Annotated in this window: 17 protein-coding genes; 8 read left to right on the forward strand and 9 right to left on the reverse strand. The window is 71.0% G+C overall.

The window, feature by feature from the left end:
• Positions 1–114: 114 nt before the first annotated feature.
• The 4 genes from ACO0M4_RS18730 to ACO0M4_RS18745 form a co-directional block, all read right to left on the reverse strand.
• Positions 115–537, reverse strand: a complete 423-nt coding sequence (locus ACO0M4_RS18730; RefSeq protein ID WP_390010850.1) for an SsgA family sporulation/cell division regulator — start codon at positions 535–537, stop codon at positions 115–117.
• Between the two features lie 104 nt (positions 538–641).
• Entirely contained in the window at positions 642–1418 is a 777-nt protein-coding gene (locus tag ACO0M4_RS18735) for an IclR family transcriptional regulator (RefSeq protein WP_430371818.1), read from the reverse strand.
• Positions 1419–1866: 448 nt separating this feature from the next.
• Positions 1867–2088 carry a DUF5326 family protein gene (locus ACO0M4_RS18740; protein WP_388980079.1) on the reverse strand — a complete coding sequence of 74 codons (222 nt, stop codon included), beginning with the start codon at positions 2086–2088 and terminating at the stop codon, positions 1867–1869.
• 200 nt (positions 2089–2288) lie between these two features.
• The gene (locus ACO0M4_RS18745) at positions 2289–2606 is read right to left on the reverse strand and encodes a cupin domain-containing protein (protein WP_390010853.1); all 318 of its coding nucleotides are present in this window, start codon (positions 2604–2606) and stop codon (positions 2289–2291) included.
• Positions 2607–2654: 48 nt separating this feature from the next.
• On the opposite strand from ACO0M4_RS18745, the gene ACO0M4_RS18750 reads away from it, so the two are divergent.
• The 5 genes from ACO0M4_RS18750 to ACO0M4_RS18770 all read left to right on the forward strand — a co-directional run bounded on the left by ACO0M4_RS18750 (position 2655) and on the right by ACO0M4_RS18770 (position 6489).
• Complete coding sequence (locus tag ACO0M4_RS18750; RefSeq protein ID WP_430371819.1) at positions 2655–3032, forward strand: phage holin family protein; 378 nt, start codon at positions 2655–2657, stop codon at positions 3030–3032.
• Between the two features lie 3 nt (positions 3033–3035).
• A complete protein-coding gene (locus ACO0M4_RS18755) occupies positions 3036–3602 on the forward strand; it encodes a low molecular weight protein-tyrosine-phosphatase (protein ID WP_430371820.1) in 567 nt (188 codons plus the stop codon).
• Positions 3599–4759 carry a cystathionine gamma-lyase gene (locus tag ACO0M4_RS18760; RefSeq protein WP_430371821.1) on the forward strand — a complete coding sequence of 387 codons (1161 nt, stop codon included), beginning with the start codon at positions 3599–3601 and terminating at the stop codon, positions 4757–4759. The genes ACO0M4_RS18755 and ACO0M4_RS18760 overlap by 4 nt, the downstream gene beginning before the upstream one ends.
• A gap of 296 nt (positions 4760–5055) precedes the next feature.
• Positions 5056–5952 carry a LysR family transcriptional regulator gene (locus ACO0M4_RS18765; protein WP_430371822.1) on the forward strand — a complete coding sequence of 299 codons (897 nt, stop codon included), beginning with the start codon at positions 5056–5058 and terminating at the stop codon, positions 5950–5952.
• A 57-nt stretch (positions 5953–6009) separates the two neighbouring features.
• Complete coding sequence (locus tag ACO0M4_RS18770; RefSeq protein ID WP_430371824.1) at positions 6010–6489, forward strand: NUDIX domain-containing protein; 480 nt, start codon at positions 6010–6012, stop codon at positions 6487–6489.
• Between the two features lie 90 nt (positions 6490–6579).
• Here the strand turns inward: ACO0M4_RS18770 and ACO0M4_RS18775 are convergent, their stop codons facing one another.
• From ACO0M4_RS18775 to ACO0M4_RS18785, 3 genes are all read right to left on the reverse strand, one after another.
• Entirely contained in the window at positions 6580–7410 is an 831-nt protein-coding gene (locus ACO0M4_RS18775) for a pyridoxamine 5'-phosphate oxidase family protein (RefSeq protein WP_430371826.1), read from the reverse strand.
• Positions 7411–7504: 94 nt separating this feature from the next.
• Positions 7505–9415, reverse strand: coding sequence for a globin domain-containing protein (locus tag ACO0M4_RS18780; RefSeq protein WP_430371827.1), 1911 nt, complete (start codon positions 9413–9415; stop codon positions 7505–7507).
• A gap of 459 nt (positions 9416–9874) precedes the next feature.
• The gene (locus ACO0M4_RS18785) at positions 9875–10510 is read right to left on the reverse strand and encodes an HAD family hydrolase (protein ID WP_430371829.1); all 636 of its coding nucleotides are present in this window, start codon (positions 10508–10510) and stop codon (positions 9875–9877) included.
• A gap of 131 nt (positions 10511–10641) precedes the next feature.
• On the opposite strand from ACO0M4_RS18785, the gene ACO0M4_RS18790 reads away from it, so the two are divergent.
• Positions 10642–11172 (forward strand): DUF2269 domain-containing protein, encoded by a 531-nt coding sequence (locus tag ACO0M4_RS18790; protein ID WP_430371830.1) that lies wholly within the window; start codon positions 10642–10644, stop codon positions 11170–11172.
• A gap of 120 nt (positions 11173–11292) precedes the next feature.
• Here ACO0M4_RS18790 and ACO0M4_RS18795 read toward each other — a convergent pair whose 3' ends face one another.
• Positions 11293–12513: an MFS transporter gene (locus ACO0M4_RS18795; protein ID WP_430371832.1), complete on the reverse strand. Its 1221-nt coding sequence runs from the start codon at positions 12511–12513 to the stop codon at positions 11293–11295.
• 136 nt (positions 12514–12649) lie between these two features.
• Here ACO0M4_RS18795 and ACO0M4_RS18800 point away from each other — a divergent pair, with 136 nt between their 5' ends.
• Positions 12650–13132 carry a MarR family winged helix-turn-helix transcriptional regulator gene (locus ACO0M4_RS18800; RefSeq protein ID WP_430371833.1) on the forward strand — a complete coding sequence of 161 codons (483 nt, stop codon included), beginning with the start codon at positions 12650–12652 and terminating at the stop codon, positions 13130–13132.
• A 92-nt stretch (positions 13133–13224) separates the two neighbouring features.
• A complete protein-coding gene (locus ACO0M4_RS18805) occupies positions 13225–13677 on the forward strand; it encodes an N-acetyltransferase family protein (RefSeq protein WP_430371834.1) in 453 nt (150 codons plus the stop codon).
• Between the two features lie 15 nt (positions 13678–13692).
• On the opposite strand, the gene ACO0M4_RS18810 is transcribed toward ACO0M4_RS18805, so the two are convergent.
• Positions 13693–14472, reverse strand: a complete 780-nt coding sequence (locus tag ACO0M4_RS18810) for a TetR/AcrR family transcriptional regulator (protein ID WP_430371835.1) — start codon at positions 14470–14472, stop codon at positions 13693–13695.
• Between the last annotated feature and the right edge of the window lie 269 nt (positions 14473–14741).

Raw genomic sequence — 14741 nt, forward strand, 5'->3', positions numbered from 1 at the left:
GGGGCGGGGGAAGGGCCGGGTGGGCGAGGGGTGTTGGGGCAACAGGGCAGGGACGATCGGCGGCTTGCCGGGCGGCGGTGACAGGGGGAGTGAACGGGCGGGTGGTCGGCGGGATCAGCCGGCCGGAGCCTCCGTGAGGATCCGGTCCAGCGCGGCCTCCAGGGTGTCGCAGACCTCCTCCTTGCCGAGCGGAACGATGCGGTCCGTGCGATCCAGGAAGGCGATCAGCGGTGGTGCGCTGGCCCGGAAGAGAGCCCGCTCGGCGCCGACCTGAAGGCTGATGTAGACATCGCTGAGGTGCTCGGGGGAGGACGGCTCGACCCGGACGTCCCCCTCGCCAGCCGGCCGGCTCAGCCCGTCCAGCAGCAGCTCACGGCCGAACACCCAGGTCACGGGCGCATCCCCGGGGAGATCGAAGGTGAGCCGGACGGCGTAGGGATCGGCGCTGTCGAATTCCAGCTCCACCGGGATCCGGAAGGCGAGCTCCTCCGAGACGAGGAAGCTCATGATCACTTCTGCCTGAACCGTGTCGTTCATCAACCACTGCCCCGCGCTTGATCGGAGATGGCCGGGAATCATCCCTGGAAGCCCTATTGACGCCATCGTCGGTCACATGCAGGCAGATCACAAGGAGTGAGTTTTCAGATACTGATAGAGAAGGCGAGTGTCGTTAGTACCGTCTCCGCCATTTTCCGTAGTCGCTCCGTAACTGCATGCAATCGGTGCACTTCTGTCGCGGGAAGAGAAACCGCCAGTGTCGCGGCGGCGGAGCCGACCCGGACGGGAATCGCCGAGCACACCGTGCCCAAGGCATATTCCTGGCGATCATAGGCAACTTGACCGCGACGCACCGTAGCCAGCCGATTCAGCAGATCACCCTCGGAACGCACCGAAAAGGGCGTCATCGACTGCACCGGATAGCGGACCAAGTGCTCTTTCCGGGACGCTTCGTCAAGCTGCGCCAGGAGGCACTGCCCGATCGCATGGGTGTGAGCGGTGGAGCGGAAGTCGGCCCACTCCTCGACGGGCGGCCGCGCCGGATCGTCGGTTATCGCCACCACCTCCACCTCGCCCTCGCGGTAGACGGCGAAGTAGACGGCGGCGCCGAGTTCGCGGCCCGCCACGGCCAGCGCGTCGGCCAGCCGCCGGCGCTGCCGCCGCCGGGCCCCCGCCCGACCGATGGACTCGGCGCCCTCGCCGATGACGAAGACGCCGTTCTCCCGGCGCAGATAGCCCTCGTGGGTCAGCGTCCGCAGCAGGTGATAGGTCGTGGGAAGCGGAAGTTGGGCCTCCCTGGCCAGTTGCTTGGCGGGCGCCCCGTCGGCGTGCGTGGCCACCGCTTCCAGGAGCCGCAGCGCCCGCTGCACCGACCCGATCAGGGTGGGGTGCGTGCCGGATTCGTCGTTGCCGATCACCAACGCAACCCCCAGGTCCGAGCGCCATGGTCCCGCGGCCCCGGCCACGGGATGCGCTCCCGCGGCCGTGCGTCTCCCCTGACGTCCGACGCGATGCCCGGCCCGATCGCTCGGTATTTTCCGGAACGTCAACGTCCGGAAGACGCCTGCGTCCGCACTGTAACCCGGGCGGTCCGGCACCGGAGCCGAAAGTCCGGGAGTTAACCCGGCCTTGAGCGCCTCCCCGACCCCGATGGCACTAAGGAGCAAGGTGCACACTCTTGGTGAGCAGGTGGAACGCTGTGGACGCCGACCGTACGGGAATGACCGGCGGACCGGATTCCGATCCCCGTTCGGCCTCGCCGCGGGAGTGTCGAGCACCGGCCCCGAATGCCGGACGCCCTGCTCCCGGGCGGGGGCAGGGCGTCTTCGGACGGTGCGGGTCGGAGTACCGGTCGGTCGGGGGCTCGGCCTACCAGTCGCTCTTCGACGAGGACGAGGACCCGGTGAACCTGCGCACGAGGTAGATGACACCGGCGATCAGGGCCGCCGCGATCAGCACCTTGAAGAGCAGGCCGATCAGGAAGCCGAGCGCAGCGGTGATCAGTCCGCCGAAAACGACGATCAGGATGACGGGCACCACGACCCAGGTGACCCACCACGGAAGCCCTGCGAGTATCCCCTTACCAGCCACTGCTCTGCCCTTCTTTCTGTCTTACGCGCTGTTGTCGGCCTGTGCCGCTCCGGTGGCACCGGCCGCGTGCTCCGCGTCCGTCGCGCCGCGTCTCCGGTCCCCTGTACACCAACGATGCTAGGGCGCCGGAGGCCGCCGCGGGGGCCTGGCAGCCCCGGCTCTCCCCTGAGCTGACCCCTACGGGTTCCGGGGTCCGGCCCTCAGCTTTCGGGCGGAGAAAACACCACCACGACCCGTAGGTCCTCGCTGATGTGGTGGAACTTGTGGGGCACCCCGGCGGGTACGTAGACCACGCTGCCGCGGGCCACCGACTCCGTCTCCGTCCCCACGGTGATCGCGCCATGGCCGCTCACCACCAGGTACACCTCGTCCTGGGCGTGCGGCTGTTGTGGGTCGACGGCGCCGGCGTCCAGCGCGTACAGCCCCACCGACATGGTGCGTTCCCGGAGGAACTGCAGATACGCGCCGTCATTCGCGACCCGTTCCGCTTCCAGTTCATCCAGTCGGAAAGCCTTCATCCCGTTCGCACCTCTCACCTGTCAGCAGTCGTCTGCGACGATCTCACCATGAAGCATTTTCTGGTCAAGACGCTCGCCAACGCCGCGGCCCTGGCCGTGGCCATCTGGCTCCTCAAAGGCATCACGCTCACCGGTGAGAACACCGGCCGCAAGGTGCTCACGCTGGTCCTGGTGGCGCTGATCTTCGGGCTGGTCAACTTCCTGGTCAAGCCCGTGGTCAAGGTGCTCTCCTTCCCCCTGTTCATCCTCACGCTCGGCCTGATCACGCTGGTCGTGAACGCGCTGATGCTGATGCTGACCTCCTGGGTCGCCGGCAAGGCCGACCTCGCCTTCCATGTGGACGGCTTCTGGACGGCGCTGCTCGGCGGCGTGATCGTCTCCATCGTCTCCTGGGCGATGCACGTGCTCCTTCCCGACAAGGACTGACGCTTGACCACCTGCTACCGCGTCTGCTTCGTCTGCACCGGCAACATATGTCGCTCGCCGATGGCCGAGTCCGTCTTCCGTGCCCGGATCACCGAGGACGGACTCGACGCGCTCGTCGAGGTCGACAGCGCCGGCACCGGTGGCTGGCACGAAGGCGACGGAGCCGACCCCCGCACCGTCGCCGTCCTGCGCGCCGGCAGCTATCCGACCACGCACACCGCCCGGCAGTTCCGCGCCTCCTGGTTCGCCCGCCGCGACCTGATCATCGCGCTCGACTCGGGCCATCTGCGCGAGCTGCACCGGCTGGCCCCGACCGCCGAGGACGCCGCCAAGGTCCGGCTGCTGCGCGCGTACAGCTGCCGGACCGGCCCGGCCACGGACCCCGCCGACCTCGATGTGCCGGACCCCTACTACGGCGGCTTCGCCGGCTTCGAGGAGTGCCTGGAGATGATCGAGACGGCCTGCGACGGCCTCTTGGAGGCGGTTCGCGCCGAGGTCACCTCCGGCGCACCCGGCCCCGCCGAGCCACGGCCGGGCCTGCACCACCCCCACCACAAGGAGAGCGCATGACCGGCGACGGCACCCGCGCGGTGCGGGCCGGACTCCCGGAGCCCAAGGCCCATGAACCAGCCCTTCCCGGCCCGGTGTTCGCCGCCCACTTCCACCTCCCGGGCGAGGCCACCGGCCCGTATACGTACGGCCGCGACACCAACCCCACCTGGACCCGGCTGGAAGCCGCCATCGGTGAGCTGGAGTCGCCGGACGAGCCCGCCCACACCGTCACCTTCGCCTCCGGGATGGCGGCGATCACCGCCGTGCTCTTCTCCCAATTGCGCACCGGCGACGCGGTGGTGCTTCCCGGTGACGGCTACCAGCTCCTGCCCGCCGTCCGCGCCCGCCTGGAGAGCTACGGCATCGAGGTCCGCACCCCCCACCGCCCCTCGACGCGTGCTTCGCACACCCCCGTTGATGCCGCCCTCGACGCTCAGCTCGGCATCCTCGAAGGGGCCCGGCTGTTGTGGATCGAGACGCCCTCTAACCCCGGTCTGGACGTCTACGACATTCGCCGGCTGGCGGACGCGGCGCACGCCCGCGGTGCGCTGGTCGCGGTGGACAACACCCTCGCCACCCCGCTCGGCCAGCGCCCGCTGGACCTGGGCGCGGACCTCTCGGTCGCCAGCGGCACCAAGGCGTTGACCGGCCACGGCGATGTCCTGCTGGGCTACGTCACCACCCGGGACGCGGCGCTGGCCGATGACGTCCGGCTGTGGCGCAAGACGGTCGGCGCGATCCCCGGTCCCATGGAGAGCTGGCTCGCGCACCGCTCGCTCGCCACCCTGGCGCTGCGCGTCCGCCAGCAGGCAGACGGGGCACTGGCCCTGGCCACCGCGCTGGCCGATCGCCCTGAAGTCACCGGGCTGCGTCATCCCGGTCTGCCGTCGGACCCGTCGCACGCGCTTGCCGTCCGCCAGATGCGGCCCGGCCGCTTCGGCTGTGTGGTGTCCTTCGTCCTCCCGGACAAGGCGTACGCGGAGCGGTTCTTGGCCGCGCTGACGCTGGTGGACGACGCGACCAGCTTCGGCGGCGTACGGTCCACCGCCGAGCGGCGGGCCCGCTGGGGCGGCGACGACATACCTGAGGGCTTCGTCCGCTTCTCGGTCGGCGTCGAGGAACCGGAGGATCTGGTCGCCGATGTCCTGCGAGCGCTGGACGCGGCGAAGGCGTAGCACTGTGGTGCCGTGCCGCGGGACGGCCGATGGGCCCGTACGCACCGCGGTCGCTCGCCGCAGGCACCTCTGCACGGGAACGGCCGGCAGGGTATCCCCCCTCGTCACCCTGCCGGCCGGCGGTTCCCGTGAATCCGGTCCGGACGTTTCACAGACCGATGTTTCACGTGAAACGAACCGCTTCAACAAGGCTAGTTGACTGAGCGTCAGTGTCCAATCACGCTAGCGACACAGCCCTATCGACAAATTTATAGTTGGCCCGCGACCAGGCTTCCGAGGGGCGCAGGAGGTACGCGATGGATCTGGCACTGCTGCGTACCTTCGTCACGGTCCACCGCGCCGGCTCGTTCACCCGGGCCGCCGCGCTGCTCGGGCTCTCCCAACCCGCGGTGACCAGCCAAATCCGCACGCTGGAACGCCGGTTGGGCCGCCCGCTCTTCGTCCGCTGCGCCCGCGGCGTCACCGCCACCACCTTCGGCGACGAACTCGCCCACAAGATCGCGCCCCACCTCGACGCCCTCACCGAGATCACCGAGGCCGGACTGGACCAGGACTCCACCACCCGCACGCTCCACCTCGGCGGCCCACCGGAGTTCACCGCCGAGCGCGCGTTACCCGCCCTGAGCCCGCTCATCGCCCAGGGCCTGTCCATACGCACCGCCTTCGGCGCCGCCGACGAGCTGCTGAACGGTCTGGCCGCCGGGCACCACGATCTGACCGTCACCACCACCCGGCCGCGCGGCGGACTGCTCACCGCCACCCCGCTGTGCGACGAGGAACACGTCCTGGTCGCCGCGCCCCGCTGGGCGGCCCGACTGGGCGGCCCCGGCGTCCTCCAGACCCGCGGCGTCCGCGTACTGGACCCGGTCCCGTTCGTCGAGGTCCACGAGAGCCTGCCGTTGATCGCCCGCTACTGGGCAGCCGTCTTCGACGCCAAACCCACCGCCGCCGCCACGGTCGTCGCCAGTGATCTGCGGGCGGTGCTGTCCTGCGTCGCGGCGGGCGCCGGGCTGGCCGTCCTGCCGCGCTACCTGTGCGCCGAAGCGTTGAACAGCGGCACGGTGGTCGCCCTCCTCGACCCGCCGGTGCCCCCGCTGCGCACCTATTTCCTGGCCGTACGGACCGGGACGCTGGGGCTGCCGCACATCGCGCGGGCGCACGAGTGGCTGCTGCGCACCGCGGCGAGCTGGTGACGTGGACAGTGGGACGAGGGGGGTTTCACCAGGCCGTGACTGCGGCATCTGTCCCCTATGACCGTACGGCCAGTCGTCAAACGCACCGCCCGCGCGATCCTGCTCGACGGAGCGGATCTCGTACTGATCAAGCGCACCAAGCCGGGGCGGTCCCCGTACTGGATCACACCGGGCGGCGGCGTCGAGCCGGCGGACGCCACGGTCATCGAGGCCCTCCACCGTGAACTGGACGAGGAGCTGGGCGCCAAGGTCACCGACGTGGTGCCGGTCTTCGTCGACACCGTCGAGCACCTCACCGACGGCGGTGTGGACGGCGTCAAGGTGCAGCACTTCTTCGTCTGCCGGCTGGACTCGATGGATCCGTCCCGCCGGCACGGCCCCGAGGTCGAGGAACCGTGCGGCGAGTACGAGATCGTGCGGGTGCCCTTCACCCGGGTCGGGATCGCCTCGGTCGAGGTCGTCCCGCTGTCCCTACGGCACTACCTGGACGGCAACATCGAGGGCGTGCGCGCGATGCACGCCCCCGATCTGGGGTAGGGCCGGTCCGACCTCGGATCCAGGGGACCGCCCCTGGGGCTCCCGGGGCCGGTGGTCCCGGGGCGCCACCCCGGTCAGCCGTCGCGCCGGTCAGCCGTCACGCCGGTCGAACCAGCCGCGGAACTCCGGCGCGTCCTCGGCGGCCCGGCGCGGCTGGGCGCGGGCCAGCACCTTCTCGACCCGGTCGAGGAACTCCCCGTTCAGCTCCACGGCCAGGTCGTCCCGCGACGGGCGCGGGCCGGGCACGGGCGCCGGGCCGGCTCCGTACCCGGGCTCCGGGACGTCCTCGTGCAGCCCGCCGCGCAGATGCTCATGGGCGTGCTGCGGCCGCTGGAAGGGCGTGCGCAGGTCCGCCTCGGCGGCGGACCCGAAGAAGTCGCCGCCCTTGCGCTTGACGTCGTCGGTGCCCCAGGCTCGGGCGCCGCGCTCCTTCGCCGGGACCTTCTGCAGGTGCGGGATGTGCTTGGCGCAGTGGATGTACGCCTCCTCGACCTCGGCCATCACCCACAGCTGCGCCCGGCGGCCGGGAATCGGGTCCACCGGGAGGTTCGGGTAGTGGACCCGCATGTCCTCGTCCAGCACCACGCGGGCCCGGCCGTTGATGTGCAGACCAATCCGGTCGCGGGTGAAGTCGATCATGAGGATGCCCAGCCGCGGGTTCTCGGAGAGATTGCCGATGGACGCCATGACGCCGTTGCCGCGGTACTCCGGGTACGCCAACAGCCGGTCGCCCAGCACCTGCACGAATCCGGGCGGCCCGGCCCGGAAGGTGGAGTCGCACTCGCCGTGCCGGTCCGCCGTGGCCAGGAAGAACATCTCCTGGCGGGCGACGAACTCCTGCATCCGCACGTTGAGGTGGTCCAGGACCTGGTCCGCGTAGAAGCGGTCGGCGCGCCCGGACGTCCCAAGTCTCTGCTGCACCAGGTGCTCACCGTCGCTCCCGGGGCGCTCCGCCGGTAGGCGCAGCTCCCGTCCCTCCGTCGGCCGACCGTATTCACCTTCGCCTGCCAAGACTTCAGTCTCCCGTCGATACCAGCTCTTCGATGGAGTCGTGCCGTATCCGCTCGGCCGGAATACCGACCCCCACCAATGCCTCCACACCGCTACGGATCAGTCCCGGCGGTCCGGAAAGATATGCCTCGTACTCCTGGTACGGGCCGTACTGCCGTACTGCATCGGGGAGTTGACCGGTGATGGTGCCGGGCCCGCCCCGGGTGCCCGGCCCGATGGCGACGACCGGGCGGACGGAGAGCCAGGGGTGGGTCTGCTCCAGGCGCAGCATGGTGTCGATGTCGTACAGGTCGTGTTCGCTGCGGGCGCCGTAGAAGACCTCCACCGGGCGCCGGGCGCCGTGGCCCGCGACGTCCTCGATCAGCGCCTTGATGGGCGCGATGCCGGTGCCGCCGCCGACGCACAGCAGGCCGTTGCCGGTGGAGTGGTCGACGGTCATCGAGCCGGCCGGCGCACCGAGCCGCAGGACGTCACCGGGTCGGGCGCGGTGCACCAGTGCGTTGGAGACCCAACCGGCCGGCACCGCCTTCACGTGGAACGAGAGCAGGCCGTCCGAACGCGGCGCCGAGGCGAAGGAGTAGTGCCGCCAGACCCGCGGCCACCACGGGGTCTCCAGGCTGGTGTACTGCCCGGCGCGGAACGGGTACGGCTGGTCCGGCCGGACCGTCACCACCGCGGTGTTGGGGGTGCGCAGCTCGTGCGCGACGACCTCGGCCTGCCACCAGGCGGGGGCGACCGCCTCGTTCTCGGCCGCCGCGTCGATCATGATCTGCGAGATCGCGATGTACGCGCGCACCCACGCGTCCTCGGCCTCCTGGCTCCAACTGGAGGTGGCATAGCGGGAGAGCGCGCTCAGCAGGCACTCGCCGACCGCCGGGTAGTGGTCGGGCTGGGTGCCGTACTTGCGGTGCCCGCGGCCGAGCTGGGAGAGGTACTGGGTGAGCACCTCGGCGTTGTCCACGTGCTGGGCGGCGGTGAGCAGCGCCTTGAAGAGCCGGTCGCGCTGGGCGTCCATCGAGGCGGGGAACAGCGCCCGCAGATCGGGGTGCTGGACGAACAGCAGCGCGTAGAAGTACGAGGTGACCTTGTCGGCCACGGGCTCGATCTCGGCCATGGTGCGACGGATGAGGACCGCGTCGGGAGAGGCCGCCGCGTCGGACGAGCCGGTGGCTTCCAGTGTGGCGAGGGTGGGCTCCGGGGCGGACGGCGCCGAGGACGCCGGCGGTGCGGGGGAGGCCGAGGGGGCGGAGGCGCTGGCGGGGGCCGAGGGGGCGGAGGTGGCAGAGGTGCTGGCCGGGGCCGGGGGTGCCGCCGGGGCTAGGGGTGCCGCGGGAGCCGGAGGAGCCGGGGGCGCCGGAGGAGCCGGGGGCGCCGGAGGAGCCGGGGGCGCCACAGGGGCCCAGGGGGGCGCAGGGGCCGGGGGCGCCACAAGGGCCGAGGGTGGCGCAGGGGCCGAGACGCCAGACGGGGCGGATCCGACCGCCGTGGCGGGTGGGACGGTTATGCCGAACGCGTCGAACGGGTTCCGTGTGACCGGCTCGTGGACCGGCTCCGGCTCGGCCTCGGGGCGCGGGGCGGCGGGTGCGGGCTGCTCGGCGTAGGCGTGGGCATCGGGCTGACGGGCCGTCTCCCACTGCGGCTGCGAGCTCTGTCGCGGGACCCGCTGCGGCTCCCGCTCGGCGGCGGTACCCACCGGGCGTATCGGATTCACGGGACGGCTGGGTATCCGTTCCGTTTCGACGTGTTCGCCCTGGTCGTTACGGCCATCCTGCGTCGATTGCTGCCCGTCCTGGCTGTTTTGCCGGGGCTGTCGATCTCCGGAAGATTTTTTCGACGGCGGAGTGAACCAACCCCAATCGCCGCTGCTGCCGCCAGAAGAGCCGTTATCGGCCGACGTGGTGGTTGGAGCGTCCATGGTCTGCCTCGCCTCGAACGTCTTTCGGTTGTCTTTGCCGTTCCGCTGACCGGAACCGCCCGGAATTCCCCCGCCCTGTCCGGAATTCTTAATCGAATCAAGCGATTCCGGCAACATCCCCTAAAGCGGACACCTCTCACTTCCCTACGGCAAGCGGTACAGATGCCGTACCGTCAGCATGCCACTCCACCCCATCCCACCGGACAAACAGCCGGAAGTCCGGGTGACACGGGCCGCTTCCCCGCTAGGCTGACGAGCTTTGCCCTGCCGTCCACGCGCCCGCGGAGACCGTCACCCCCGCCAAGCCGGACTCGACCATACCGGCAGTAGTTGAAACCACAAGCCCCGATCTGGGAACACTCAGCGCGCCTTCGCCAATATCAGTGATCCTCCCCACAGACAGCAATTTCCTTGTGCACAGCGGACGAATCCACCGCAGAAAGCGCCCGGCCTGACGAATTACTCGCCGGTACGCACTAGTTCGTATGCCTCGCGCAGATCACGCCCCGTGTACGCATACGTGGCCAGGTCGCTGACATGGTGATCCGCATTCACCGCCACCGACTTCGGTACCACCGCGAAGAGTTCGGCGTCCGACATCGAGTCGCCGTACGCCACGCAGTCCCCGCGGGTCAGCCCGTACCGCGCGCAGAGATCGCCCGTGATCCGTACCTTCGCTGACGGCGAGAGAATGCCGGCCGGTTCCAGCGGTTCCCGGATCGGCACCGCGGGCCACCGGGAGCCGTGCGCGGTGTCGACGCCCCATGCCAGCAGCCGTTCGACGAAGAAGCCCGGCGAGAGGGAAATCACGGCACATCGCTCGCCGCGGGCCCGGATATCGGCCCAGACGTCCCGGATGCCGGCCAGCCACGGCGCGCCCTCGAAGGCCGCCGCCACCTGAACCTCGGTCAGGTCCGCGGCCCACAGCGCGCACGCCCGCTGCGCAAAGCCCGCCGGGGTCAGCTCACCGGCCGCGAACGCCCGCTCCAAAGCGGCGATCTCCTCGTCCAGCCCGAGCTGCCGGGAGATCTCAACGGCGGCCGCGGACCCGTGGAGCAGGGTGCCGTCCATGTCGAACAGATGCAGCTTGCTCATGGGCGGAGCCTAGAACCCGCCCAAGAGGCCGGTGCGGGCGGGCGGGGGCCGGACCGTACTCGCCACCGCGTACGCTCGGATACTCCCGCCGTCAGATGTACCGTCACCCGCCGCCCCGCCACCGTGGAGGCATGCAGCTGCGCCGGCCCGCCCGTAGGGCCCTTCTCGTCGTCCATGTCGCCGTGTCCGTCAGCTGGCTGGGACTCACCGCCGGACTCCTCCTCTTGGGCGTCACCGGTTTCACGGCCGGCGCCACGGAGACCGCCGCGGCCGCCTACCAGGCGATGCAGCTCCTCACGGACGACCTGGTGCTCCCGGTCGCCGTGGCCTCGCTGGCCAGCGGGGTGGCGCTATCCCTCGGCACACACTGGGGGCTGGCCCGGCACCGCTGGGTCCTCACCAAGTTCTGGCTGACCCTCCTGGCCGTCGGGCTGACGGTGCTCGCGCTCCGCCCCGGCATCGCCCGCCTCGCCGCGACGGCCGCCGCCGGCCACCCGGCACCCGATCCCGGCCTCCTCGTCGCGCCGGCGGTCGCCTCCGCCCTCTACCTCTTCCTCACCGCGGTCTCCATGCTCAAGCCGTGGGGACGCACCACACGCGGCGGCCGACCGCGCGGGGCACGGTCGGCCAGGGGCCGGGAGCGGGTGGGCGTCCCGTCCTGAGGGGTCCTGGTGGCGGGCCCACGGTCATACGGCCCTTAGGTGGCGAGCGGGTCGGCCTCCAGGACGACCGGCCGACCTCCGGGACAAGCGACCGACCACCAGGACAAGCGACCGGAACGCTCAGCTCCGCGCCGCCGGGACCGCCTCGTCGACGGCCACTGCCGGACCGCCCGCGGCCACCACCCTGCCGCGGCCCGGCTGCCGGCGCTCCAGGAAGGACGCCAGCACGGCCACCCCGAGCGCCGCGACGGTCATCAGCGCACCGACCCAATTGGGCGCGGTGAGGCCCAGCCCACCCGAAATCACCAGACCGCCGAGCCAGGAGGCCAGCGCGTTGCCGAAGTTGAAGGCCGCGATGTTGCCGGCCGAGGCCAGGGTGGGGGCGGCGGCCGCCTGGTCCAGCACCCGCTTCTGCAGCGGCGGAACGGTCGCGAAGCCGAAGAAGCCGATGAGCGCGATGGTGACGATCGCGGCGATCTTGTGGTGCGCGGTGAAGGTGAACGCGGCCAGCACCACCGCCAGCCCGGCCAGGGACGCGTACAGCATCGGCATCATGGCGCGGTCGGTGAACCGGCCGGAGATCAGGTTCCCGCCGACCATTCCGAGGCCGAAGACCGCGGTCAGCCAGACGACGGAGGACGGGGCGAAGCCGGCGACCTCGGTCATCATCGAGGCGAGGTAGGTGACGGCCGCGAAGACCCCACCGAAGCCGAGGATGGTCATCAGCATCGCCAGCCCGACCTGCGGGTTGCGGAAGGCCGCCAGCTCACGGCCGATCCGGGCGGCCGCCTTGGCCCGCTGCGCCGGGACCAGCCTGACGATGCCGAGCAGCCCCAGTACGCCGAGCACGGCGATCGCGTAGAAGGTGGTGCGCCAGCCGAACTGCTGGCTGAGCAGGGTGCCGGCCGGTACGCCCACGACGTTGGCCACAGTCAGTCCGCTGAACATCAGCGAGAGCGCGGCGGCCCGCTTCTCCGGGGCGACGAGATCGGCGGCCACCAGCGAGCCGATGCCGAAGAACGCGCCGTGGGTGAACGCCGAGACCACTCGTCCGGCGAGCACCAGCCCGAAGGTCGGCGCAACAGCAGTGAGCAGGTTGCCCACCACGAACAGGCCCATCAGCAGCATCAGCATCTGCTTCCGGGTGAAGCGGGTGCCGAGCAGGGTCATCAGCGGTGCGCCGACCACCACCCCGAGGGCGTAGACGGTGGTCGCGTAGCCGGCGAGCGGAATGGAGACACCGAAGTCGGCCGCCATGTCGGGCAGCAGGCCCATGACCGCGAACTCGGTCGTTCCGATCCCGAAGGCTCCGATGGCGAGCGCCAGGAGAGCAAGAGGCATGACGGTTCCTTCTCCTTGATTTATTGCATCCATTCTCAACCGGCGTCCACAATAATTGCAGACGCGCTTTATTTGCAAGCGCTGGATATTTCAGATGTGCCCTATCCTGGGCGTACGACCAATGAGGAGGTCTGCGATGACGCAGCGGAAGCGGGACACGGCCACCACGCAGGAAGCGGCCGCCGGGGGCCTCGCCCAGGGCTGGTGCGCACTCTCCTCCCTGCACGGCCGCATCGAGTCACACATCGAGCGCGCCCTCCAGGCCCGGCACGACCTCAGCGTCCGGGAGTTCTCCGTCCTCAACGTGCTCAGCCAGCAGCACGACGGGCCCGGCGGGCACCTCCGGATGCACCAGGTCGCCGACTCGGTCGTGCTCAGCCAGAGCGCCACCACCCGCCTGGTCACCCGGCTTGAGGAGCGCGGGCTGCTCTCGCGCTACCTGTGCCCCGACGACCGGCGCGGCATCTACACCAACGTCACGCCCGACGGGCTGCGCCTCCTCGAAGAGGCCCGACCCGCTCATGACACCGCGCTGCGCGAGGCCCTCCAGGACGCCGCCAAGCGGCCCGAGCTGGCGCCGCTGGTAACGGCGGTCGAAACGCTGCGCACCTCCGCGTAACGGTCTGGACCGCCACATTCCCGCCCAGGGTCACCGGACGGACCGCCCGGTGACCCTGGGCCGCCCGGGGCCCGCGGCGTAGGGTCGCGCCCATGAGCGATCTTGAGATACGCCGCGCCACCGAGGCCGACCTGCCCGCCATCGTCGCGATGCTCGCCGACGACCCCCTGGGCGCCACCCGCGAATCCCCCGACGACCTGACGCCCTACCGCGCCGCGTTCGCCGCCCTGGACGCCGACCCGAACCAGCACCTGGTCGTCGCCGACCGGGACGGCCGCGTGGTCGGCACGCTCCAGCTCACGGTGATCCCCGGCCTCGCCCGGCGCGGCGCCACCCGCACGATCGTCGAAGCGGTACGGATCCACGCCGATGAGCGCGGGGCCGGCCTGGGCACCGTGCTCATCGAATGGGCGATCGCGGAATCCCGGAAACTCGGCGGCCAGCTCATCCAGCTCACCTCCGACGCCACCCGCGTCGACGCGCACCGCTTCTACGAGCGCCTCGGCTTCGACGCCTCCCACCTGGGCTTCAAGCGGCAGCTCTGACGGGTCGGGAAGCGGTCAGCGGCGGTCCGGGGGAGCGGTCCGGCGCGCCCGGTGGGCCTTCTGCCGGCAGGCCCCGCCGCAGTACCGCGCGGGCCGCCCGGTGCGCGCCACCGCGAGCACCGCACCACACACCGCACACCCGGTTTCGTTACGGACCGACGACCCCACGACCGGCAGTTCCGTTACGGTCCGGTCGGCACGGAGCCCATCGAGCATCAACGTCGTCATCCGGCCCGCCGGCGCCGCGCCGGGCTCGGTGTCCGCCCCCACCGGGCCCGGGCCGACCGACCGTCGGCGCTCCATCGCCAGACACCCGGTCAGCAGGGTGCGCACGTCCGCCAGATCGACGTCCGCCCTTACTGCGCCCGCCTGTTGGGCCCGGGTCAGCAGGACGCCGAGCGCCACCAGGAACTCCAGCTCCGGCCCCGCCGGCCCCTCTGCGACCGGCCCCGGACCGAGCTCTCCGGCCGCCTCCAGCGCCTCGCCCAGCGCCCTGTTGGGGGCGGACAGCCGCACCACCGACGCCAGGAAGCGGAAGAACACCCCGCCCGGGTCGTCCGCCTCGGCCAAGTCCCCCGCGGTATCGGCGAACAGCCGCAGCCGGTCCCTGACCGCCGCCCTGAACAGGGCTTCCTTGGAAGGGAAATGGCGGTACACGGTGCCCGCGCCGACCCCGGCGCGCCGGGCGATCTCATCGAGCGGGACCTCCAACCCCCGTTCCGCAAAGGCGGATCGGGCCGCCTGGAGCACCAGCGCACGATTCCGCCGGGCATCCGCGCGGGTGGGCGTCGGCACGCCGTCCGCCCTCCGCACCCCTCCTGAGACCACCGAGCTCCTCCGCGTTCCACACCCGGAAGAACAACCGGGCCGATCGTTCCGATTCTACGAGGGGTTTAAAACATGCGTGCGGATCGCCACACGGGGCTGGCGGGCCGGGCCGAGAGCCGCGGGGTGGTGGGGGATGGCACGGGATGGCGCGGGCCGGGCCCGAAACCGGGGCCGAGACCGGGGGCGAAGAGGTGAGGGGAAGGGGTGGGGCGAAGAGGGTGAGGCGGAGGGGCGGG

Origin of the sequence: Streptomyces sp. RGM 3693 (genome assembly GCF_050471125.1) — a bacterium.
Lineage (GTDB): Bacteria > Actinomycetota > Actinomycetes > Streptomycetales > Streptomycetaceae > Streptomyces.